The 23,327-nt window shown below is 41.0% G+C and carries 12 protein-coding genes and 3 tRNA genes; 10 read left to right on the forward strand and 5 right to left on the reverse strand.

The genetic code is table 11. The features are described 5' to 3' along the window. Nucleotides 1-28 precede the first annotated feature (28 nt). The 4 genes from GKR41_RS01415 (at nucleotide 29) to minE (ending at nucleotide 3,058) form a co-directional block, all read left to right on the forward strand. A tRNA-Ser gene (locus tag GKR41_RS01415) sits at nucleotides 29-119 on the forward strand. 995 nt (nucleotides 120-1,114) lie between these two features. After that, nucleotides 1,115-1,903 (forward strand): septum site-determining protein MinC, encoded by a 789-nt coding sequence (gene minC, locus GKR41_RS01420; RefSeq protein ID WP_420885669.1) that lies wholly within the window; start codon nucleotides 1,115-1,117, stop codon nucleotides 1,901-1,903. A 73-nt stretch (nucleotides 1,904-1,976) separates the two neighbouring features. After that, a complete protein-coding gene (gene minD, locus GKR41_RS01425) occupies nucleotides 1,977-2,792 on the forward strand; it encodes a septum site-determining protein MinD (RefSeq protein ID WP_226810090.1) in 816 nt (271 codons plus the stop codon). A gap of 11 nt (nucleotides 2,793-2,803) precedes the next feature. After that, complete coding sequence (gene minE, locus GKR41_RS01430; RefSeq protein WP_226810091.1) at nucleotides 2,804-3,058, forward strand: cell division topological specificity factor MinE; 255 nt, start codon at nucleotides 2,804-2,806, stop codon at nucleotides 3,056-3,058. 1,650 nt (nucleotides 3,059-4,708) lie between these two features. Here the strand turns inward: minE and GKR41_RS01435 are convergent. Further along, nucleotides 4,709-4,793: transfer RNA gene (locus tag GKR41_RS01435), tRNA-Ser, on the reverse strand. 111 nt (nucleotides 4,794-4,904) lie between these two features. Next, nucleotides 4,905-6,185: a radical SAM family heme chaperone HemW gene (gene hemW / locus GKR41_RS01440; protein WP_226810092.1), complete on the reverse strand. Its 1,281-nt coding sequence runs from the start codon at nucleotides 6,183-6,185 to the stop codon at nucleotides 4,905-4,907. An 853-nt stretch (nucleotides 6,186-7,038) separates the two neighbouring features. Here hemW and GKR41_RS01445 point away from each other — a divergent pair. The 3 genes from GKR41_RS01445 to rpoZ are packed head-to-tail and all read left to right on the forward strand — an operon-like array spanning nucleotide 7,039 to nucleotide 8,901. Next, nucleotides 7,039-7,980: a YicC/YloC family endoribonuclease gene (locus GKR41_RS01445; protein WP_226810093.1), complete on the forward strand. Its 942-nt coding sequence runs from the start codon at nucleotides 7,039-7,041 to the stop codon at nucleotides 7,978-7,980. Between the two features lie 9 nt (nucleotides 7,981-7,989). Then, complete coding sequence (gene gmk / locus GKR41_RS01450) at nucleotides 7,990-8,643, forward strand: guanylate kinase (RefSeq protein WP_226810094.1); 654 nt, start codon at nucleotides 7,990-7,992, stop codon at nucleotides 8,641-8,643. Nucleotides 8,644-8,697: 54 nt separating this feature from the next. Then, the gene (rpoZ, locus tag GKR41_RS01455) at nucleotides 8,698-8,901 is read left to right on the forward strand and encodes a DNA-directed RNA polymerase subunit omega (protein WP_226810095.1); all 204 of its coding nucleotides are present in this window, start codon (nucleotides 8,698-8,700) and stop codon (nucleotides 8,899-8,901) included. 1,066 nt (nucleotides 8,902-9,967) lie between these two features. Here rpoZ and GKR41_RS01460 read toward each other — a convergent pair. From GKR41_RS01460 to rsxB, 3 genes are all read right to left on the reverse strand, one after another. Next, nucleotides 9,968-10,044: transfer RNA gene (locus tag GKR41_RS01460), tRNA-Arg, on the reverse strand. 759 nt (nucleotides 10,045-10,803) lie between these two features. Then, complete coding sequence (gene nth / locus GKR41_RS01465; RefSeq protein ID WP_226810096.1) at nucleotides 10,804-11,448, reverse strand: endonuclease III; 645 nt, start codon at nucleotides 11,446-11,448, stop codon at nucleotides 10,804-10,806. A 57-nt stretch (nucleotides 11,449-11,505) separates the two neighbouring features. Continuing rightward, complete coding sequence (gene rsxB, locus GKR41_RS01470; protein WP_226810097.1) at nucleotides 11,506-12,399, reverse strand: electron transport complex subunit RsxB; 894 nt, start codon at nucleotides 12,397-12,399, stop codon at nucleotides 11,506-11,508. A gap of 2,514 nt (nucleotides 12,400-14,913) precedes the next feature. Here rsxB and GKR41_RS01475 point away from each other — a divergent pair. The 3 genes from GKR41_RS01475 to msbA all read left to right on the forward strand — a co-directional run bounded on the left by GKR41_RS01475 (nucleotide 14,914) and on the right by msbA (nucleotide 23,230). Next, complete coding sequence (locus tag GKR41_RS01475) at nucleotides 14,914-16,425, forward strand: DEAD/DEAH box helicase (protein WP_226810098.1); 1,512 nt, start codon at nucleotides 14,914-14,916, stop codon at nucleotides 16,423-16,425. A 1,465-nt stretch (nucleotides 16,426-17,890) separates the two neighbouring features. Further along, the gene (gene dnaE, locus GKR41_RS01480) at nucleotides 17,891-21,424 is read left to right on the forward strand and encodes a DNA polymerase III subunit alpha (protein ID WP_226810099.1); all 3,534 of its coding nucleotides are present in this window, start codon (nucleotides 17,891-17,893) and stop codon (nucleotides 21,422-21,424) included. Nucleotides 21,425-21,442: 18 nt separating this feature from the next. Beyond that, the gene (gene msbA, locus GKR41_RS01485) at nucleotides 21,443-23,230 is read left to right on the forward strand and encodes a lipid A export permease/ATP-binding protein MsbA (RefSeq protein ID WP_420885665.1); all 1,788 of its coding nucleotides are present in this window, start codon (nucleotides 21,443-21,445) and stop codon (nucleotides 23,228-23,230) included. Nucleotides 23,231-23,327: the final 97 nt, after the last annotated feature.

The following is a 23,327-nucleotide window of genomic DNA, read 5'->3' on the forward strand; positions in this document are numbered from 1 at the left end:
TACTATATTAAGAAGTACCTCAATTTTAGGAAAGGTGGCAGAGTGGCTGAATGCGCCGGATTCGAAATCCGGTATACGGTTTTCCCGTATCGAGGGTTCGAACCCCTCCCTTTCCGCCAGGATAGTAAATCCTATCTAAGATAATTAATTTTTAGTATAGATATATGTAACATTATGTTAACGTGTCAAGCGCGATATTTTTAGTGTAATCACTGTATCGAATATTATGAGCTATTTATTTCTTATTACTATTAAATTATAAGTTTCTGACCATCATTTAAATTGCTTTTGAATTATTCTTATTTTCGTAACTTACATACCCTTTGTAGTCCTTATAATAAGTTCTCCAATCTAATTTGCTGGCTCTATGTCTACATGAGTAGAGATGCTAAAAATCATTTCTTCTATGCTTCATTTCTAGATGTGTGAGAATTTTTACATGGTATTTAAGTGGGCTACCGATATATATTGCATGTATTAGCCACTAGCTAGGGGGTGTCAAGATTGGTTGTCCTCTACAAGACCATGATTCTGTCAAGGCTATGCACAAGGTAAGCAAAATAGCTCACGAAAGATCTGGCCCCCTAAACGTGTAGGGATACTCTGCGGGTTTTATTTAAGTTGTTTTATATAGCAAAATGGCGATTGCCAAGCGATTGTGTTTAGTTATTTAGCCGAGTTTCTGGTAATGTCTATTTCCTATTTCCTGTTATCTATAGCTTCGTCGCAACATACATCTGTTCGGTGTGGATGACTAGCTTGCATGCTAGGCTTTAGGCTATCTATCCCGTCTGAGCGTATTTATTCATATTAACGTCTCTAAAGCTCTAATTCCTCCCGGTATTTAGAGTGAATGCGACATCTTGATTAGGCTTTAATAGTTTTCGATTACGGCAAACTTCCCGTTGATTCTGCGCAGCTGATCGTGGTGAAAATAGATTCTTATTTATTGAATTCTTCAAACTGATTCGGAATAGAATGCTATATAAAACTGCGTTTTTATAGAAAGTGTAGCTACAAACTATTACGCTATCATTTCTAGAAAATGTGGCTCATCTTTTTGGCGTAGTCGAACAACAGGTCTGTAAAATACAAAAAAATTTTATGGTCTTTGATATTGGCTAAAACCCCCCCCTTTTTTGAACTGCGCAGTGGTACGCTTAATACTCTTTTATTTGTCGTAAAGACGACCGATCTAGTTGAAATGCGCGCTGAACTAAGTCGACGCTTTGATATGACGCCAGAATTTTTTGCGAACGATATAGTAGCAATTGACGTGCGACGCCTGCCGTCAGCTAAGAGTATTCTAGTCGCAGAGGTAGCCGAGATGCTAAAGACATTTCGGATGCATCCAGCTGGCGTCGTTGCAAATGACGAACAAAGATCATTGGTACAGCTTGATACGCTACCGTTCGTCGAATTGCGTGAAAGTTTTGTTGTTCGTAGAGACAAGACTATAGAGGGGCGTCGGATAGAAGCAGCATCAACTATATCGAAAGTTATGCCGCACGATATGATGATTAAGTCACACGACGCTATCCAAGACGATAGCAAGCCAGGTAGTAACAGCACTACACTAGTGATAGAGAAACCGCTGCGTTCGGGGCAGCAGGTCTACTCTAAAGGTGATCTTATAGTATTAAATTTAGTTAGTTACGGAGCGGAGGTAATGGCTGAAGGTAGCATCCATATCTATGCGCCACTACGTGGACGCGCACTAGCTGGCGTGCATGGAAACTATAACGCTCGAATCTTTTGCATGCGTCTAGAGCCAGAACTAATCTCGATTGCTGGTATCTATCGGACGACTGAGATACCACTTAGCCCCGAGGTGCTTAGTCAGCCGGTACAAATTCGTCTAGAAGATGAGAACTTGATTATCGAACCGCTGCGTCTAAGATAAGGACGTATTTGTATTAGAAGACAATATTTATTTTGACATCGTCAGCGTATATTGCCGAATACAAGGTAACATTATGACAAAAATTATTGTAGTGACTTCTGGCAAGGGCGGAGTCGGTAAAACGACAACAAGCGCGAGTTTTGGGTCTGGACTTGCGCTACGTATGCATAAAACTGTCATCATCGATTTCGATGTCGGTTTACGTAATCTTGATCTTATCATGGGTTGCGAACGTCGTGTTGTGTACGACTTGATTAACGTTATCCAGAGTGAAGCAAATCTGAATCAGGCCTTGATTAAAGATAAAAAGTGCGAGCAGTTATACATACTGCCAGCGTCTCAAACACGCGATAAAGATGCCTTGACTCTAGAAAGCGTAGAAAAGATTATCAGTGACTTAATTGATATAGGATTTGAGTACATCGTCTGCGATTCTCCGGCCGGTATTGAGTCTGGTGCGTTGATGGCGATGTACTTTGCTGATGAAGCATTAATTGTTACAAATCCAGAGGTATCCTCGGTCCGAGACTCAGATCGCATCCTTGGCATTCTATCGTCTAAGACACGACGCGCGATTGATGGTAGGGAGCCAATCAAAGAGCACCTGCTGATTACGCGCTATAACCCAAAGCGCGTTAGTGAAGGCGAGATGTTATCGCTAGATGATATTCAGGAGATTCTGCGAATACCGCTAGTTGGCGTGATCCCAGAATCTGAATTAGTATTGCATGCATCAAACCAGGGCGTACCAGTGGTATATTTAGATGGGACAGACGTCGCGGAGTCGTATAGGGACGTAATCGCTCGTTTCCTGGGAGAACAAAAACCACTGCGATATGTGAATTATCAAGAGCCTGGATTATTGCAACGCCTGTTTGGTGGTAAGTAAGGGAGGAAAAAATGTCTATTCTTTCTTTTCTACTTGGCGAAAAACGAAGGTCTGCATCAGTTGCAAAGGAACGCTTGCAATTGATCATTGCTCATGAACGTGCGGCTGGACGGGCGCCGGCTGACTATTTACCTGCACTGCAGAGCGAGCTTGTCGCGGTAATCTCGAAGTATGTGAGAATTAGGAGTAACGATATTAGGGTCCATCTAGATCGGCAGGATGACCTTGAGGTGCTTGAAGTTAAGATCGAGATTCCACAGCCTTAATCCGCCCAACCTAAATAGTTTTCCGTATATAGCAATGTTGCTCGTCTAAATCGTATATTTTAATGATATAAAAACGTATAGTAACTAACACGGTAATTTAGAATAAAATTACGAACATATAAATTATGATTAATAATCATAAAGTGCAAATCAGAATGAATATTACTTTGGACATATACCAATTTTAGTTAACTTCGTTAAACTAAGTATATAAATTATTTTTATATCAATATCAAATATACTGGATTGGTATTATTTAATATATTCATAATAGTAAATGCTATGTAGCTTCATAGCTACATCTAACGGTGCGAAATTAGATATAATTACTAGTAACATTGTACTATGAGACTCAGCACTAGTTCTAAAACCTGTGCAACGCACCAACAACGCTGCTTGTACTCCTACTATAAATCAAGGGTGTATTAGTAGCTAGTGCTGGAAATAGTTCAAATTCCACTGTAGCGTTGATTTTCTGAAAATACTATGGTTTTTGTTTAATGATTTATAGATAGACTGATGTTAGTCTTATATTACCATTGATTGGTACCTGGACGTCTTTAATCTTACAGAGCAATACTATTAATAAGTAAGCTTAGAGAAAAAAATAAATAGAAACTAATTAGCTAGTCTGTATCAGACTACTCTAGTCTAGACTAGAGATGCCTTGGAGCGATTCTCAATCTACCCCTCTTATTTAAAGAGGATTGCTAAAGCGTTACCTTAGAGTACTAAAATGTTAGCTACTGCGGAGGCAAAACTCCGTAGCAGCACTCATTGGTTTGAACCATTATTGGGCACCGTAGACTTGTATTTCGCTTAATGCGCAATACAAGTCTACCTTATTCTGCTTATTGAAAACTGAATGGTCATGATATCAATTATTGTGGTGGATATCCATGTTCTCGCCGAACTGGTTATATGTAACCATACTGGTATGAAGGCAAATCGCGATTGAGGGGATGCTTAAATTTGATTTTTTTCGGTAGAGCATAGCTCTGTTTAATACAAATATTAAATAAGCTCAAATTCTCAAGTCTTATAAAGTTATAAATACAATATTTTTATAAATTATATTTTATATGTATACATTAAGTAAATAATCAAGTTTTTTATAAAAAACCTCTAATAAGTAATCGATAATAGCTCATTTTATGACTTCTATAAGAATATCATATTTTCTAATATATTTAGGAAGTTTTATTTTTAATATATAAATATATTCTCTTATTATAATTTTTGTTTGGCATAATACATCACTTCTTTAAAAGAAATTTTTAACACTCTTTTCCTATAAAAGACATGGGTAATAAGTGTTTCTAAAAAATCTACACCAATGCTGATAGATATACTGTTATCGGTATATCTAAAAATGCAAATTATGTTGCACCACTCTCTAATATATATAGAGCTGATTTATCTTATTACTATATAGTCTATTCTAATTAGAAATTCGTGTGGACTATATAATATACCAGTCAATATCTTTGTACTACTCTAGGTAATACACCTCGTTTATCATCTCAATGAGATTATCATACTTTAAAAAGTCTAGTATCTATGCTAGAAGCTCTTAAGAGTGATTTAAATATCTAAGGTCAGTGATTAATGATCGCTATTTTTTGACTATTTAATTTAGAATCGTGTTTATGGAAGCGGTGAGATTCGAACTCACGGACAGTTGCCTATCGCTGGTTTTCAAGACCAGTGCCTTAAACCGCTCGGCCACGCTTCCAAGAAGCGAAATATTATACGAGATGAGTATCTGTATTGGACAAATTATATTGTTACTGATTACTATAGTAATATATATATGTCGCCCCCTTACCATGAAAAACATGGTAGTTCACATATTACCCTTTAGAAATAATGATTGTAAATCATTTAAGAAACGCTGTCCAAGCGATGTAGGCGCAATATTCTCCTGATCGCGGCGTATTAAGCCGCGGTGTTCAGCTCCCGTAAGGATTGGATCGATTACTTTCATTGTAAGTCCGGTCCGCTCAATGAAATGATGTTCTGAGAATCCATCAGTAAGTCGTAGCGTATTCAGCATAAATTCGAACGGTAAATCAAGCTTACTAATTTCGTGTTGCTCCTGAATGGGTGTTCTTGCAGAGGTTTGTTCTAGATATCTTATGGGATGTTTGTGTCGTATCTGTCGCACTATTCGTTCCGGGAACGACAACTTTGAATGTGCGCCTGCACCAATGCCCAAATAGTCACCAAATTGCCAGTAATTTAAGTTATGTCGGCTTTTCTGATGCTCTTTAGCGTATGACGATACTTCGTAATGCTGATAGCCTGCTTTACGCATGCGTGCATGAATCCAATCCTGCATATCGGCTGATGTATCGTGGTCTGGTAACGAAGGCGGATATTTATGGAAATAGGTGTTTGGCTCAAGCGTAAGTTGATACAAAGACAGGTGAGGTGGTGCAAGTGATAGCGCAGTCTCTATATCTGCATAGCATTGCTCGAGCGTCTGGTTCGGTAGCGCAAACATTAAGTCTAGATTAAAGTTATCGAAACTTAAACTCGCGATATCCACTGCCTGAAGGCACTGGGCCGCATTATGAATGCGACCCAGTGCCTTCAGGTGAGCGTCGTGAAAGCTCTGAATGCCAATCGAGAGACGATTAACTCCACTACTTCGAAAGCTTGCAAACTTAGCGGCTTCGAACGTGCCGGGATTTGCCTCCAGCGTGATTTCTGCATCTACATTTATTAACAGCAGAGCGCGTAAGTCTGATAACAGTCTATCAATTGCTTGTGCTGAAAGGAGGCTTGGCGTCCCGCCGCCGATAAATACAGTATGAACCGGCCGCTCTGAGATTAATGGCAACGCTGCTTCTAGGTCAGCACGTAGTGCGTTTATATACTCGATTTCGGGAAAATGTATGCTCCCTGAGGTGCGTGATAATGCATGCGAATTGAAATCGCAGTACGGACATTTGCGTACACACCATGGAAAATGTATATATAGAGACAACGGCGGTAAAGTAGTAAGACAAATACGTCCCGGGGTAATACCTAGGAACGGTGCTTTGATGAATTCTGCCGCATTGTTCTTGGAAAGCGATGATGGATATGAAGATATGAATTTTTTAAAAGGATAATTAATCATGTATTCTTTAGTCAACGGGTCAACTCCATCTCTGCTAGCGCACGATGGCTGAAAGTGTTCTTCTATTTAAAATGTAACGTAGCTGGGCTCCCGCTGCTCTGTAGAGCAGGGATATAGAATAACGGATTAAGCTAAAACTATTTGAGAATAGGCCGCAGTGAGAATCTGATACGCCATTGACCTAGAGAGATTAAGAGCTCAAGACTATCGACATGTCTCGGTAATACTAGTACGCAATAATAGTAGATTTACTAGTTAGAATGCACATAAAAATTTTCAAGCAAGCAAGTATTGCTGGCTGCATCAGATTTCTAGCCACTGATTAATTGCGCATAGCTAGCCAAGTAAAAGCCTGGCATACTTCCGCGCATGCGCGAACAGCTTAGAATTATTAGCGAAGCAGGTAAACCGGTAACGTATGCTTCATGCTATGCTTTTCTATCACATTTTCGATAAATATCGAAGGCAACTCAGCTGCTTCATTTATAAGCAATATATCTTTGCATTTATGCCGGTGTTGAACTATGTTTTCTTCGTACTCAGATAAGCATCGGTGTCCTGTTTCAGCTGCTGCCCGATACTGACTCGATGTAGTCAAGATTATTATTCTATGAAACTTATTATGTTTTAGTAGCTTGATTACTCAACTTCGGATTTGAAACTTGTGTATTGAAGTAGTTAGAAACTATATGCGATTCTCGAGTAAGTGCAGCCAATCTGGAACTATGTCTTAGCGCTAAATTAAGATTTTTGTGCGCATAGATTTCTCTCGAAATTATTCATTAGAACCAATATAGATAAGCATTCAATGTGATAATTATTGTTTTAATAAAAATTATTGTGGGACTCAAAGATGATCTATAGCATGACAGGCTATGCTAGCGTGACACGAGAATTACTTATCAATGGAGCGTTTGGGATCAGTGGAAGCACCTATACTGCCAGTATATCAGTAGAGTTGCGCAGCGTAAATTCTCGATTTCTCGACCTCAATTTTCGTATGCCTGAAGAGGTCCGCACATGCGAGCCTATCTTACGAGACATGCTAACTAACTGTCTCTCGCGAGGCAAGATCGATTTTCGAGTTCACATACAAAGTAGCGAGTCTGTATCGATAACTAAGTCGCTTAATCGCGGTGCACTGTTGCAACTAGCGGCACTAGAATGCTCAGTGCTGGATGTGTTCCCCCAAGCGAGTAGCCTGCATATTAGTGAAATTTTGCGTTGGCCCGGCGTTATTTCCGATAGCGGCCCATCAACAGCATCGCTACGCGATACGGTACTAGATTGTAGTAAGCAGGCCTTAAATGAACTAGTTATCGCACGTGGACGCGAGGGAAGGAAACTAGCTGCAATGCTATTGGTTAATATAACCAAGATGGAAGAAATTGTTATCCGTATTACACCATTGGTGCCTGATCTGGTTGCACGTTATCAGCAAAAGATTATTGAGAGATTGCAGGCTGCACTTGGTATAGCGGCGTCGGATAGCCCCCAACAACTCGTATCGCATGAGGAAATTATCGAACGGCTCCGTCAAGAAGTCACAATATATGGAATCCGTATCGATATCGCTGAGGAGATATCTCGGTTAGGTGCGCATTTAACCGAGACTCGTCATATGATTGACAGGGGCGGCCTGGTTGGCAAGCGACTCGATTTTATGATGCAGGAACTGAATCGAGAAGCAAATACTCTGGGGGCTAAAGCTGTTATAAAAGAATTAGCCGATGCATCTATGATGCTAAAGCTATTAATCGAACAGATGCGTGAGCAGGTTCAGAATTTAGAATAGTCTGTTACGATGGAAAAAAATCGAGATTTTTGTGCCGGAGAATATCCGGGTAATCTGTTTATGATAGTTGCACCGTCCGGCGCAGGTAAGTCGACATTAGTTAATGCGTTATTAGCCCTCGATCCTATGATCCAAAGGTCAGTATCGTACACTACGAGGCCTCAACGGCCAAATGAGGAGGATAACGCGCAATATCATTTCATATCATTGTCCAATTTCCAGGAACGCTATGATAAAGATGAGTTTCTCGAGTGCGCTCTAGTGCACGGCAATTACTATGGTACATCGCGCGCATGGATCGAAAGGCAAATGGAGGATGCGGCAGATGTTCTGCTGGAAATCGATTGGCAAGGTGCTCAGCAAGTGCGTAATAAGTTTCTAAACACGGTCGGCATTTTTATTTTGCCACCGTCACTTGATGCGCTAGAAGAGCGACTACATAATCGAGGGCAAGATGAGCAACACGTGATCGCGCGGCGGCTATTAGCCGCTAGAAGCGAGATGTCACATGCGTCAGAATTTGAGTACGTGTTGATCAATGAGACCTTCGATCGCGCATTGACTGAAATACAGAGCATAGTCACTTCAAGACGGCTATGTTTCGCAGCACAGCGAACACGCTACGAAAAGCTATTTGTTAGGTTAGGTATTTACGCTTCGTAGATATACGAGTAGCGCTGTATATATTAATAACATTATAATGAAAAGGGATTTAATATGGCTCGCATTACAGTCGAAGACTGCCTAAAACATATCTCAAACCGATTCGAGCTTACGCTTGCAGCGACGTATCGCGCACGCCAACTTTCGCAGGGCCACATACCGAAAATCGAAAGCAAAGATAAGCCGACAGTACTGGCACTACGTGAGATTTCCGAAGCAAAAGTAGGCATTGAAATGCTGAAAAAAGTACCGGTTTAATCGGTACACACGCCGCGAGTAGATTAGAGCTCAATAGTCCCAGATAGACAAATAAGTTTTGATTTTTTGGTGCATTTTTAAATTATAATTTGCATTAGCATATCGAATAATCTTCGACGCACCTGTGTCTACCTAGAAAGAGTTACTAGTCTATATCGCTGGACAGCGTAGATATAATAATGATTAAAATGTCGTCTGCATGCAGCTACTGCAGTACATCAAGTCATGTAAATATGTGTTTAGTTCTAAACCACTACACCTAAGCAGTTGCACAAGCACAACGTCATATCGATTGCAAAACTGACTAAAAATCTGGGATTTTATATGATTTGCTAAGATATATGTGTAAAGCTGAATTTTCCTTTACTACAGATTCAGCTTGGCTAATATCGAAAAATCGCTTATTGAGGTCGCATCGGAATTCGAAACAAGATAGATTGCGTACTGGCCAATAATAAATTGCAACAAAAATATTGGCTGATATTAAGTTATAGAAGCGCATTGTCCTAGCACTCGCTAAGCAAAGCGTATATTGCTTAGAAGACGTAAGAGTATATGAAGGATACCTAAATTCACAGCTACCGACTGACACTAGAGAATAGGTCCTAGCATGTCAATCCATACGACTGATTGTTTTGTATTTAGTACATTTATTAGCGCAACTACGATCGTTGAATAAATGCTACATAGACTATAGCGCACCTAGGTTTTAGTAAAAACACTTTTACATTTTTACTAGTGTAGTGCAGCTATATTATAGCTGCTGATGTCAATACTATGCGTATAGTTACTTAGTAATCGGTTCCATATAGCGAGTGTAATCTAGGCGTATTTTCGAACTAATCTAGATGTAAGCGAATTAACTGCGATCAGTGTCTATACAAAACACCATCATTATAGTGGTCACTCAAATATTAATGCCAATTACCAATTACCATACATAATAACTTTTCTACTTGCTTTTCTCACGCGGGCTTTTTATTGATAGCTAAGCTCGTATAGCGCTTCATTTAAGCAGATTATACAAAGAATCAATAATTTTTAATTAAAAAATTTTTATAAAATATGGCGCGGCTGGCAGGATTTGAACCCACGACCCCTTGGTTCGTAGCCAAGTACTCTATCCAACTGAGCTACAGCCGCGCGAAAAACTAGAATTATAGCAATTTTTCTAAGGATGTGAGAAGAATATTAATATACTTTTTATGTACTGCTTGGATAAGCAAGCGCTGAACACTAACGATCAAGCGTTTCCTTATTAATATAAAATCTCTATAAGTGGCACTTCATATAGTATACCTTGATTAACTATAAATATTTTTTATTCATAGTAAACGAGATATAAGACGATTCTCCTCGTCCAAAATTTTTACCAAGACAAAATGATACGATGCTAGAAAGTGGCTATTGCTTAAATATGAGGTAGTGTGAGATTGACCTTAAATGAACTAAGATCAATAGCGTAGCGCTAAGAATAGTGATGCTATTAATAAAGCATAGTGTTCGTGCAAGATCGACCGGAGTATCTGTTTTCTAAAAAGAAACGAATAAATAAGAATTATCGATAAAAGCAGTTGTTCGATATTAAAGCGAAATGCTAAAAAATTTTGTTTGCTAATGAGAGAAGCTAGACAATCTAGCAGATTTTTGATTTCTTAAATCGTAAAAGCTGCACATATAGACAAGTATCATTTAGTGTAAAACTTACAATATGTACTGTTTATGGAAGATCTAAATCAATTTAAAATCAGGTGCTGATCAGGTGCTGTAACAGCTTGTCATGGGCGAACTCTCAATCTTCATGAAACCTCAATCTATACGATATCTATGTTATTTTTTGTACAACCACAATTCTCATGCATTAGATAAATACATCTACGGGACATTGCGATAATCTATATGCTATTGAGTGAAAATGCGCGCTTTACTTTCAAATTCGCAGAGTGTCTCAATCACACAATTCCGGCATTTAGGCATCCGCGAGCGGCATACATATCGGCCATGCAAAAGTAGCCAGTGATGTGCATCATGCCGGAATTCGGCTGGCGTGAATTTTTCTAACGCTATTTCTACTGCCCGAACGTCCTTACCGGGTGCTAACCTAGTGCGGTTCGCAACACGGAAGATATGTGTATCGACCGCAATGACTGAATGCCCAAATATAGTATTTAATATAACGTTCGCTGTTTTTCGGCCTACCCCGGGAAGGGCTTCGAGTTCTTCGCGATTATCTGGCACTTTTCCGTGGCATTTGTCCAACAAAATTCTGCAGGTCGAGATTATATGCTTAGATTTAACCCGATACAGTCCAATCCCCTTAATATGTTTCTCTATGCCCTCTTCGCCGAGCGCTAGAATATCTTTTGGTGTATTAGCGATTTGGAACATTTGAGACATTGCTTTATTAACGGAAACATCAGTCGCCTGAGCCGAAAGTATCACTGCAATGAGGAGTTCGAAAGATGTTGTATACTTCAGTTCTGTGGTCGGCTGAGGGTTCAGTTTTTGAAAAGTTTCGTAGAGTGCGCGGCGCTTATTGGCGTTCATAAAGATTCATCATTTTAGAAAAAGCCAGAGTGATGTGACTTATCCAGTAAATCTGCTCTACTTCTGTATGCTTTGAGAGGAGAGTGGTGGCTCCTCCTCCGATTGAACGAGACTATCTTCGTCTCTAACGCAACCTAGGCGCTGCCGGCGAGCTTCGATTAAGTCAATTTTCGCTTGTATAGCTGGGCTCAAATCTGATGTGTTACCGGGCACTATCCCCTGAGCAGCCAGTTCTTCCTTTTTCTTGCGGGTACGAGCCAGAGCCATCTTAATAATGGCTTTTTTCCGTGCAACGGCATGTTTTTTCGGCAACGCTATTGGCATGGTATCTAAAGATCTGGTTGAGATGGTGGTAGCTGATGGCAATGTATATTCTGAGGCTAATAGCGGCATTTGCGCGAGCATTGCACGACGAGCGGAAGCTCGATATTGCGCCTTATCTTGCTCTTTTATAAGCCGAATATTGCGCTGCTCGTGTCGACGTCGGGCCAATACGGCCTGCTGCGGGGACCATGCATCCCATCCCGTAGCAATTGTGGTGACTGGAATCATTTCGATACAATTGACGGGACACGGAGAGACGCATAGATCGCAGCCGGTACACCAATCTAATAGCACCGTATGTAGCTGCTTTGGAGCACCAACAATAGCATCAACCGGACATGCTTTCATACATAGCGTGCAGCCGATGCATAAGGTTTCATCAATTACCGCACGCAGTCGTACTCGCTCGACGCCGTTTATTGGGTTGAGCGGGATAATTGGCTTATTGAGCAGAGACGCTAGCCGTGCTACACCCTGTTGTCCTCCAGGTGGACACTGGTTATAGTTTGCTGTACCGTTTGCAATAGCATCTGCATAAGGTCGGCATCCGCCATAGCCACATTTAGTGCATTGGGTTTGAGGAAGTAGATCGTTAATTTGATCCGAAAGCGATGGGGAGGCATTCACAGTGTAAAACCTGGCACGTCAGGGGGTATGACGAATATTTATCAATATGTAATTATTGCTTAATCTAGAATCGGTGTCGAAGTTACTAACGTAATTTACCTGCATTTATATCCGTTTAGAGCAAGTACTGAGCGGGGAACACCGCACCTAAGGTGCTGGGATATTATTATGTGGTAATACTAAATTAGCGCAGTTACTACATCATGCTTTGGATATAAGTTAATCAAAACCCTAAAAAACCTTAAAACGCAATGCGATGCATTCTCTCGGAAGAATTAGCAGACGGCTTTGTCTAACAAGTATGAGATCAAATTGCTTGTTATGCTAGGTCTATCCAACAGACGCCATGCTATTTCTTTCGGCATCGAAGAATAGTAACGAGTTCCAAAATAGGGGGCCACTAAAAAAATTAACACAAAGAAAGTGTGCGTTAAAGCTAAATAAACTGGTACTAGAATAATCTGATACAGATGCTGTACCTCACTATAAGTGTAATTCTGTTATTACAGCACATATCTTAACGAGCCACAGGATTCATAAATATATACACATAAGCTAACATCGCACTAAAAATAGTCCGATTTTAGTGGGATTGCTTTATAAGCACTGCTTAGACCTATAACTCTTCGTCGTAAGCACTAATGTTCTGCGAGTAGTACTTCCATTTCGTGTTACACTGGGATTTTAAGAACTCTGATACAATCAAAGATGTTTTCACTATGTTGGTCATAAGCAGACTAGTGTGCTACATAGGAAATATGTTCTGCACTAAGAAGGTTTAGTGCGGCTGCAAGAGTGTTGTTACTGAGCTACTAAATAGCGCAGGTTTAGTCTGGCTTGCTAATATTGCACTTCTAGTACTAATTGATTAGTTTATATCATACTACGTAATATGTCTGAATTTCAAACTGGCTATAAGCGAGACTGCAGGTAAGTAATTGTACGGCCGATTTAGGTGAGGTTTAATCTCAGATAGCCCTCAGCATGCACTATTTACAGTATGGACTAAATAACATAGCTGTTAGCTATTCCGGTATAATTTTACGTGAACCAATCCAATACATAGTTAGAGCTATGTAAAAGTAATTGAATTAATTAGTATTAGGTGCTTGACTGATTTAATAATTCGATTCAATTCAACCTTCCTTATAAGAAAATCGCTATTTATTTTGTCGATTCAATAATCGTTATTAATTCTTTTGAAAAACAACGAGACTGAGTAGTCGTGTCTCTCGAACGTTAGATTAACCAAATTGCGCCGCAGAAAATCGTTACAAATCACTTAGTGAAATAACGTGCATATTCTTCGCAACAGATAAATTTAATTTTAAGGCTCTAATTCTTATCAGCTAAAAATTTGTACACGGTCTTTCCTGGATACACTATGTGCGCAGCAAAACAAATCTGCTATTAAATAAATCCCCGGCTAATTAGATAATTATCCGAATATAGATTCTATGCGGATACTTCGCCCAGTATCTCTCTAGAGTTTCTGATTCTGAAGCGATTTATTTTGTCTTAAAAAACTTCGAAATTAGCCTGACCTTAGCCTTTCCTATGAAGATACTCAGACCAGCGTGGTAGTTCACCTCGGATATCCGAAAATAGTTTGGTGGTAAACATGCTTGGTATATGCGATAGTGCTTATATCAAATGAAGCGCGTTGTTTAGCTAACAGGATTTATATTCTTTTTCGGCGTAGTACGTCATTAGGAAAATAGTGTGCACGACTTTTATGAGGGCTATGTTTTTATGTCGCCTCTGACGTAAATTTGTCTAGCATTAGAATTATTTCTCGAGAATAAGATATGCGGAAATTACCGAGATGTAGGCTAATAGTACAGCCTAAAATCTTAGGTAGTACAGCGATTCATAAAAGATAAATATAACACTCGACACAAGTGAGCTAAGAATTAGCGACCAGACCTGAGATGCTTACTTATTCGATCTCTAACGGTTACAGTATGCGTTTCTAACACATCGCTAATACCAGGAAAATAAGACTTGAATACCGGGGCACCTAATTGCTGAGACTCTCTATATAGGTGAGACACATACGATATTAATATTTAGGCGTCTAAAATCTAGATTTATTAGAATAAAATGGAATCACCTAGAAAAAAGCCAGTGCGCGATAGTACCGCTACACCTTAGTCTATGACTAAAGTTCAAGTTAACGACTTGATATCATGCTTTTCGGTCGGTTATCGATCCGGGCCGCACATTAATAGAATTATCCACACAACATGTATTGTAGATACTTCAGTGTGGGGAAATTATTATATAATTGCAACTAGAAAAATTTAGAAGTATTTCTGTAAACCAGTGCGTCATTGAAATTACATACACTGAATTAAAGCGTATTAATTTAAGCTAAGAGACGATTTATTTTCTGAGGGTTACTGAAATTTCATTCAGGATAATAAATGATATATATATCCAGTCATACGAATCTTAAGTGCACAAGGTGCCACAATCTGGTACTATTCTAGTATTTTATCGGGAGGCCTCTGCTTGAGCGAATGCTCACATATGTCATCAGATCTAACTACCAGCTTGTATTCCGTTCAAACTGACACTCATATTTTTGATAATACTATTTCCGTGCCAACGGTGTTTCCGTTATTGTTCGACAAGTTCGGTTTTTCTGCGCCAATCATTCGGGCGGTAATTGAACAAGGTTATACAAAACCAACTCCAATTCAGACGCAGGCTATCCCTGCGGTACTAGCTGGCTGCGATGTTATGGGTGCGGCGCAGACGGGTACAGGTAAAACAGCTAGCTTTTCGCTCCCGATTATTCAGCGCTTGTTACCGTTTGCTAGTATTAGTGCCTCTCCTGCTCGTCACCCGGTACGAGCGCTGATTTTGACGCCTACACGAGAGCTCGCAGATCAGGTGGCAACTAATATCTATGGATACGCTAAGTATACGTCGCTGCGTAGCACAGTTGTGTTTGGTGGCGTCGACATTAATCCACAAACAACTGAATTACGCCGTGGTATTGAGGTCTTGATTGCGACACCCGGTCGGCTGCTTGATCATGTACGACAAAAAAGCACGTCGTTATCCCAGGTGCAGATACTCGTACTTGACGAAGCCGACCGAATGCTCGATATGGGCTTCTTACCAGATTTGCAACAGATCCTAAACTTGTTGCCTAGTGAAAGACAGACGTTGCTATTTTCCGCGACATTTTCCACTGATATTAAGAAACTCGCAGCGACTTACTTACGCAATCCAGTTACGATTGAAGTAGCTCGCAGTAATTCAGCGGCTGTAAACGTACGGCAAATCGTTTTCAAAGTATCGGAGCCTAATAAACGAGCTGCGATTGTACATCTGATCCATGAACGTGAACTCAAGCAAGTAATTGTTTTCTGCAACAGCAAGGTCGGAGCCAGCCGGCTTGCGAGGCAACTCGAGAGCGACGGCGTGGTAGCCACCGCAATTCATGGTGATCGTTCGCAAAGCGTTCGAATGCGGGCATTAGAAGCATTTAGGCGTGGTGAGATTAAGGTATTAGTTGCAACCGATGTAGCTGCTCGTGGTCTAGATATCGCAGAGTTGCCAGCTGTAATCAATTTCGATTTGCCATTTAATGCGGAAGACTATATTCATAGGATTGGGCGAACTGGTCGTGCTGGGGCATCCGGCGATGCACTATCATTATGCAGTGAGAACGAGTGTAAGCAACTGACGGATATCGAAAAATTTATTAATCGGAAGTTAACTATCCAGCCACTCGAGTTAAACCAGCCAACATCTCGGAATCGATCGCATCATCCTGTTAATCTCGATGATCGACATCGCAATCGACACCTCTATGTTTCTAATCGGTCGCGCGCACCAATACCTGATGCTCAGCCAGTCGATGACTTCTTTACAAAGCCGTATGAGTCCTCATTTTTGCTCCGGCAAACTCCAGAACATGAGGAACAGAGCCAGGTACTCGATAAAAAGTTACCTAAGCAGAGATTAGCTGCCCTACTAGGCGGATGTGGTATGCCACGCCGGCGTTCTTGACGATGGGCGGTGGTGTTAAAAAACCTCAGAACCCTTTTAAGAAGGCATAAGCTTACGAAAATACCCAAGATATATACTTGACTAGGGATGGCTTAATGAGAGCCTAGGATGAAAACTCATCCAATAGCGCTTTAAGCCTCTGATTGCTATAAACTAGTGGTTATATTTTATTTCTTTATGTTCCGCCCCATAAATTAGCAACTATAAATACGTATAAGTTATAGATTTCGAATGTCAAAGCATCGTTGCATATATTTTCCGCGGGTATAGTCTACATTTCCGTACTACGTAGTAGTATTCATTATTTATTACGGCGTATTAATGACAACTATCTAGGGCTACTAAACTAAGGGGCTATTAGAGCGCCTTATTAAGAAGTTACTCATCTTTTTTAGATAGCGGTTATCTAAAGATAAATATTCTATTTTTTATTCTTTCTCTCCGATACCCAAATACTATATCCAAATACTGCATGCGCGTGCTTATTTATTGTGAAGTTTACCTTCAATGAATTCATATAGAAATTGATATTCTACATTAAACATGCTTCTACAGCAGTGAATTAGTGATTTCTGCACTCGCGTCTATTCCGTACGGATAAATATATAATTCCTTATTAACTAAATGCGCACTTTCTGGTTATACAGACGTGTTTTGCACGTAGTTTTAAAGAAATTAGTATATTTAAAGTGTGTATTGATAAGTTAGATACCATACTCTTAGTATCTTATATTTTATTTTTTATATTTACTATGTAGTAAAAAACAAACTCCTTACTATTAAGTCTACTTATTATCCAGTGACATAGCAATCATTGATATAAATATCCACCAGATAAGTATATCTATCTTGCTAAACTAGTTAGTCGTTACACCTCGGACTGCCGGGTTTTTAAAAAGTGGATATAAAAGTCTATCGATCCCGGAGTCAAGCGAATTTCGGATGTCAAGCATAATTACTGAATTTATAGCGTTTATGTGCTTAAGTGGCTGTTATGTTGTTTCGTGGCATACATATGAATCTCCATCGCCGGAATGCAGCTAACCTCTTAGGAGGTGTCACATTAGTTTAAATATCAAGAATTTTTGCTTAAGCCCAACTAGCATGCCTCAAATTTTGCTTGTTAACAGGCTTTCTTAAAATTTAACGAATCTATCATCTAGATCTAATACGAGCTGTCGATGTATATGTATGCATCGTTTTCCTTAAAACTACCTATAATAAACGAACCACAGTACTGAATTCTAAGATGTCTCTAATAATTAAAAATAACTACGTTATATGCCTATATTATCGATAACCTGTTGTCAAAATCCTATATTCAAGTGAGTAGTTATCAGTCAGCGGTGTTATATGATTTCTCGAGCATTAGGTAGTTGCTATAAATCAGTAGTGTAGCTATTTGCTGGGCTAAGCGTTATGGCAACGACAGCTAACAGCATTCTCCGTAAGGTAGAATACAGATATGTCTGATCCACGGTTTATCCATCTGCGCGTTTACTCCGAATTCTCTATTGTTGACGGTATTATACGACTTAATGATGTAGTTAAACGGGCAGTAGAGGATGGTCAAGGCGCGCTTGCACTCACCGATTCTTCTAATGCCTTCGGTCTAGTACGTTTCTATAAGGCTGCTCGTGCGCACGGCGTTAAACCAATTGTTGGTGCTGATGTTTGGATTTCAAATCTAGAGGATCGAGATAAGCCAGCGCGGCTATTATTACTGGTTATGGACCGACGTGGCTATCTAAATCTGTGCAAACTCCTCAGCCGCGCGTGGTTAACAAACCAGTATCGTGGCCGCGCCGAAATTAATTTTCACTGGCTGGAAGAAAGCTTTGCTGAAGGACTTCTAGCCCTGTCCGGCGCCAACCAGGGCGATATTGGTATTGCACTAGCTGCTGGTAACATGCAGGCGGCTATTCGGCATGCTCAACGTTGGAGCGCTATTTTCCCAAATGCATTTTATATTGAGCTACAGAGGATTCAGCAGACGGGTATCGAATTTTATGTGCAGCAAGCTGTAACACTTGCCGCACGGTTAGGGCTTCCCGTTGTAGCAACACATCCAGTACGGTTTATGACGTCGGAGGACTTCACCGCGTATGAAGCGCGCGTATGTATTTCTGAGGGTGATATATTAGCCAACCCAGAACGTGTAAAACGCTTCTCTACAGATGAGTATTTTTTCACACAGCAACAGATGTGTGAGCTGTTTTCTGATATCCCTTCAGCGCTTGCAAACACGGTACAAATTGCCAAGCGCTGCAACCTTACGCTTGAACTAGGTAAGCCTAAGTTGCCGTTATTTCCAACACCGGCTGGGATGTCACTAGATGATTATCTTGTTCAATTATCTAGTGCCGGACTTGAGCGGCGCCTTGAGAGGCTATTTCCTGATTTAACGCAACGAGATATACACCGTCAGACATATGAAGAAAGACTGGCATTTGAGTGCACCACTATTATCAAGATGGGTTTCCCCGGTTACTTCTTGATCGTTGCAGACTTTATTAATTGGGCTAAAAATAACGGAGTTCCAGTGGGGCCGGGCAGGGGCTCTGGCGCGGGTTCGTTAGTAGCGTTCGCCCTCGGGATCACAGATCTGGATCCACTACGTTACAATCTACTCTTTGAGCGGTTCCTAAATCCTGAGCGTGTCTCCATGCCGGATTTCGATATCGACTTTTGCCAGAATGGACGAGATCGGGTCATTCAATACGTGAAAAGCAAATACGGTGCCGATGCAGTTTCGCAGATTGCAACATTTGGCACTATGGCAGCAAAAGCTGCCGTGCGTGATATCGGTCGCGTACTAGACTTAGGGTATAACTTTACCGATAGTGTCGCGAAACTGATTCCGTTTAAGCCAGGCAAGCATATAACTATTGCCGATGCGATTAAAGGGGAGCCGCAATTACAGGAACGGTTTAACAACGAAGATGAGGTACGTCAGTTACTCGAACTTGCGCAACGTGTTGAAGGGTTAACACGTAATATTGGAATGCATGCTGGTGGTGTGCTTATTGCGCCTGGTAAGCTTACTGATTTCTGTCCATTGTACATGCAAGCCAGTGACAGTAATATCGTTAGTCAGTACGATAAAGATGACGTTGAAGCTGTCGGGCTCGTTAAGTTTGACTTTCTCGGATTAACAACGCTTACAATTCTAGATTGGGCTGAACGATATATCCGTCGACTAAATCCATCTAAGCGGGAGTGGTCACTTGCACAGATATCGCTAGAAGATGCGGCGTCGTTCACGATCCTAAAGAATGCCAATACGGTAGCTGTATTCCAGTTGGAAAGTCGCGGAATGAAAGGCATGCTCAGAGACGCACAGCCAGACCGTTTCGAGGAAATTATTGCATTAGTGGCTTTATATCGCCCGGGCCCGATGGATTTAATTCCAAGCTTTTGCGCACGCAAGCATAAACGAGAAATAGTTGAATATCCAGATCCTCGCGTTGAACCTATTCTGAAAGAGACCTATGGCATTATGGTCTATCAAGAGCAGGTGATGCAAATGGCACAGATTATCGGTGGCTATTCGCTTGGAAGCGCAGATTTACTGCGTCGAGCGATGGGTAAAAAAAAGCCTGAAGAGATGGCAAAGCATCGTAAGCTATTCCGAAAAGGAGCGGCCCAGAATGGTTTAAGTGCAGAAAAAGCTGATGAAATCTTTAACTTGATGGAGAAGTTTGCTGGATACGGTTTTAATAAGTCTCATGCGGCGTCATATGCATTGCTTGCGTATTATACAGCCTGGCTCAAAGCGCATTATCCGGCTGAATTCATGGCCGCTAATATGTCGCTTGCCATGGATGATACTGACAAAGTAAAGATTCTTTTCGATGACTGCATAGCAAATCATCTAGTAGTTTTACCACCTGATATTAATCAGTCAGTCTACCGTTTCGAGCCGGTAGCTGATATGTTAGATAATCAATCGAAGATAATTCGCTACGGTCTCGGTGCGATTAAGGGTAGTGGGCAAAATGCGATTGAGGAAATTCTTCGGGCCCGTGCATTTCGGCCATTTATGGGCCTATTCGACTTCTGCGAGCGAATTGATCGCCGAATCGTAAATCGTCGTATGATTCAGGCCCTAATTAGGGCTGGTGCATTTGATACGCTACATAAAGATCGGGGGCAACTTCTTGCATCAGTACAACTTGCAACGGAGGCGGCTGAGCAAGCAGATATAAATGCACTACAGTGTGATCTCTTCGATATGCCAGATGGCTCGCGAGGACATCATTATGAGTTGATCGCTGGGCCAATATGGACCGAGAAACGCAAGTTGCAGGAGGAAAAAGCAGCGCTTGGTTTCTATATTTCTGGGCATTTATTTGATGCATACAAGCGCGAAGTTCGGCATTTCGTACGCCAAACAATCGGAGAATTAAAGGAGGGGCGAGATCAGCTGATCGCCGGCGTCATTACTACGATGCGTACGCAGACAACGCAACGCGGTAAAATGTTAGTCGCGGTGTTAGATGACGGTACTGGTCAGTGCGAGGTTACAGTATTTAACAAAATTTTTGAAGAAAATCGTGAGATTTTTAAGGAAGATGAGCTGCTTGTCGTACAAGGACAAGCACGTAACGATAGCTTCACTGGCGGGCTTCGCTTTACTGTAAACGGTGCTATGAATTTAGAGTGCGCTCGCTGCCACTATGCAGACTCACTACTACTTTCGATAAATAACAATGTAGATCTGACACGGCTACGTACTCTGCTTGAACCGTACCGGCTTGAAATAACATCACAGTCTAAACAGGCACCAATAGCTAAGCGCACACTAAACCGATCATATAATATCGGTGGCCGCAAGCCAGTAGGCTTACGAGTCAGGATCCGCTATCGAGGCACTAGCGCGCAGTGCGAATCGCTATTAGGCGACGCGTGGCGCGTGAGTTCTAGCGATGAGTTTCTTAATCTACTACGCGCCGAATTTTATTCTGGAGTAGTTAAAATTCTGTATCCGGAATGCTAACGCTATTAAGGGAGTAACTTGACTATACCTCAGGGCGGAATTTTCAGTAGTGTAGCTAAACCCATTACATACGCTAATGTGTTATATCGTATTGGTCGGATTATACGACCGCATTGGTGGGCTATTGTGCTAGCAATCATATCGATGGGGCTAGTAGCAGGAACTGAGACCGGAATTCCAGCGTTGCTTAAACCGTTAATTGATAATGGTTTTGGGTTAATGGGCTCGAGTTTATCAGTTTTCTGGTATGTACCAATAGCCCTTGTTGGACTTGCGCTAGGTCGCGGAATCGCTCAGTATGCGTCAAATTATCTACTATCTTACGTGTTGAACTGTATTTCATTGCACTTGCGCCTGCAGATGTTCCAAACAATGCTGCACGTACCGGCCGATTTTTTTCAGCGCGAGACAGCTAGCACGATTATTAGTGCGATCGTGTTTGAGGTAAACCAGGTGCTCAACGTACTGATGACTGTACTCATCACACTTGTACGAGATTCATTGACAGTAGTATTCCTGCTTGGCTATTTACTTTACTTAAATTGGCAGTTAACAATAATTGTTGCGATCATTTTGCCGGCAAGCGGATCGCTAATAAGTAAGCTTAATAAGCATCTGCGACGGCTTAATCGTGAACAGCAAATACTAACTAATCAGATTTCTTATATTGTTGAAGAGACAGTGGGCGGTTATAAAGTTATTAAAGTGCATAACGGTGAACTATATGAAATGCGCCGATTCACACATATGACCAAGCTTCTACGTGATTATGCAATGCGGGTAGCTATTTCCGGTGGGTTAGCTCAGCCAATGACCCAGTTCTTCGCATCAGTTACTCTGGCAGTTATAGTATCAATTGCGGTAATCGAATCAGCAAATTATCACATAACAGTCGGTGGATGTATCGCGTTTATTATGTCGATGCTACTTATAATTTCGCCACTAAAGCATTTAATTGATATAAATCAACCATTGACAAGCGGTATGACTGCTGCCGAGCTAATTTTTGGTTTAATTGATGAACCAGTAGAAAACGCTGGCGGCGAACGAAAAGTTATTCGCGCGAAGGGTAGTATTGAGTTTAAGCATGTAAGCTTTAATTATGGGGCGGCATATCAATCGACTCTTGACGATATCTCATTTAAGATTTCGCCTGGTGAAGTTGTGGCAATAGCCGGGTCATCCGGTAGTGGTAAAACTACTCTAGTGAATTTGTTACCTCGTTTCTTTGATCCGTCTACTGGACATGTATTGGTCGACGGCATACCGATACTTGAGTATCAATTGCCGGATTTACGTAACCAGATTGCCTTTGTCACTCAGGATGTCGTGCTATTTAATGATACGATTGCAGCTAACATTGCTTATGGGGGGCCGGTAGATTATAAGCGGGCAGAAGCTGCTTTATGCGCAGCGAATCTTATAGATTCGGTTGAACTAATGCCAGCTGGAATTAATACTCTAGTTGGTGATAATGGTATGCGTTTATCTGGTGGACAGCGACAACGTCTCGCAATTGCCCGTGCTATTTATAAGGATTCGCCGATTTTGATTCTTGATGAGGCAACATCAGCTCTTGACGCGGAGTCAGAGCGTCATGTACAAGACGCGCTCTCAGTACTAATGAGTGGACGGACTACACTACTTATCACGCATCGACTCTCAACGATTCAGCGAGCTGATCGTATAATAGTGCTCGATAGAGGCCGGATTGTGGAACAAGGTACACATGCGCAGTTGCTATGTCGAAATGGTTTATACGCGTACTTGTACCGAATTCAACATTTGCAGAATCCATCTGTATAGAAACACACAAAATGAATGTGTATCATATTTCTATTTTCTATATACACTTTTTTATATAGAAAATAGAAAAATAAACTCAGGCTAACCTAATTTCTTT

Origin of the sequence: Candidatus Vallotia laricis, from assembly GCF_020541325.1 — a bacterium.
In the GTDB taxonomy this organism is placed as follows: Bacteria; Pseudomonadota; Gammaproteobacteria; order Burkholderiales; family Burkholderiaceae; genus Mycetohabitans; species Mycetohabitans laricis.

Bases quoted from the DNA above. Each gene is read 5' to 3' on its own strand.
- minD (WP_226810090.1), top strand. From the start codon at position 1,977: ATGACAAAAATTATTGTAGTGACTTCTGGCAAGGGCGGAGTCGGTAAA.
- minE (WP_226810091.1), top strand. From the start codon at position 2,804: ATGTCTATTCTTTCTTTTCTACTTGGCGAAAAACGAAGGTCTGCATCA.
- hemW (WP_226810092.1), bottom strand. From the start codon at position 6,185: ATGATTAATTATCCTTTTAAAAAATTCATATCTTCATATCCATCATCG.
- GKR41_RS01445 (WP_226810093.1), top strand. From the start codon at position 7,039: ATGATCTATAGCATGACAGGCTATGCTAGCGTGACACGAGAATTACTT.
- gmk (WP_226810094.1), top strand. From the start codon at position 7,990: ATGGAAAAAAATCGAGATTTTTGTGCCGGAGAATATCCGGGTAATCTG.
- rpoZ (WP_226810095.1), top strand. From the start codon at position 8,698: ATGGCTCGCATTACAGTCGAAGACTGCCTAAAACATATCTCAAACCGA.
- nth (WP_226810096.1), bottom strand. From the start codon at position 11,448: ATGAACGCCAATAAGCGCCGCGCACTCTACGAAACTTTTCAAAAACTG.
- dnaE (WP_226810099.1), top strand. From the start codon at position 17,891: ATGTCTGATCCACGGTTTATCCATCTGCGCGTTTACTCCGAATTCTCT.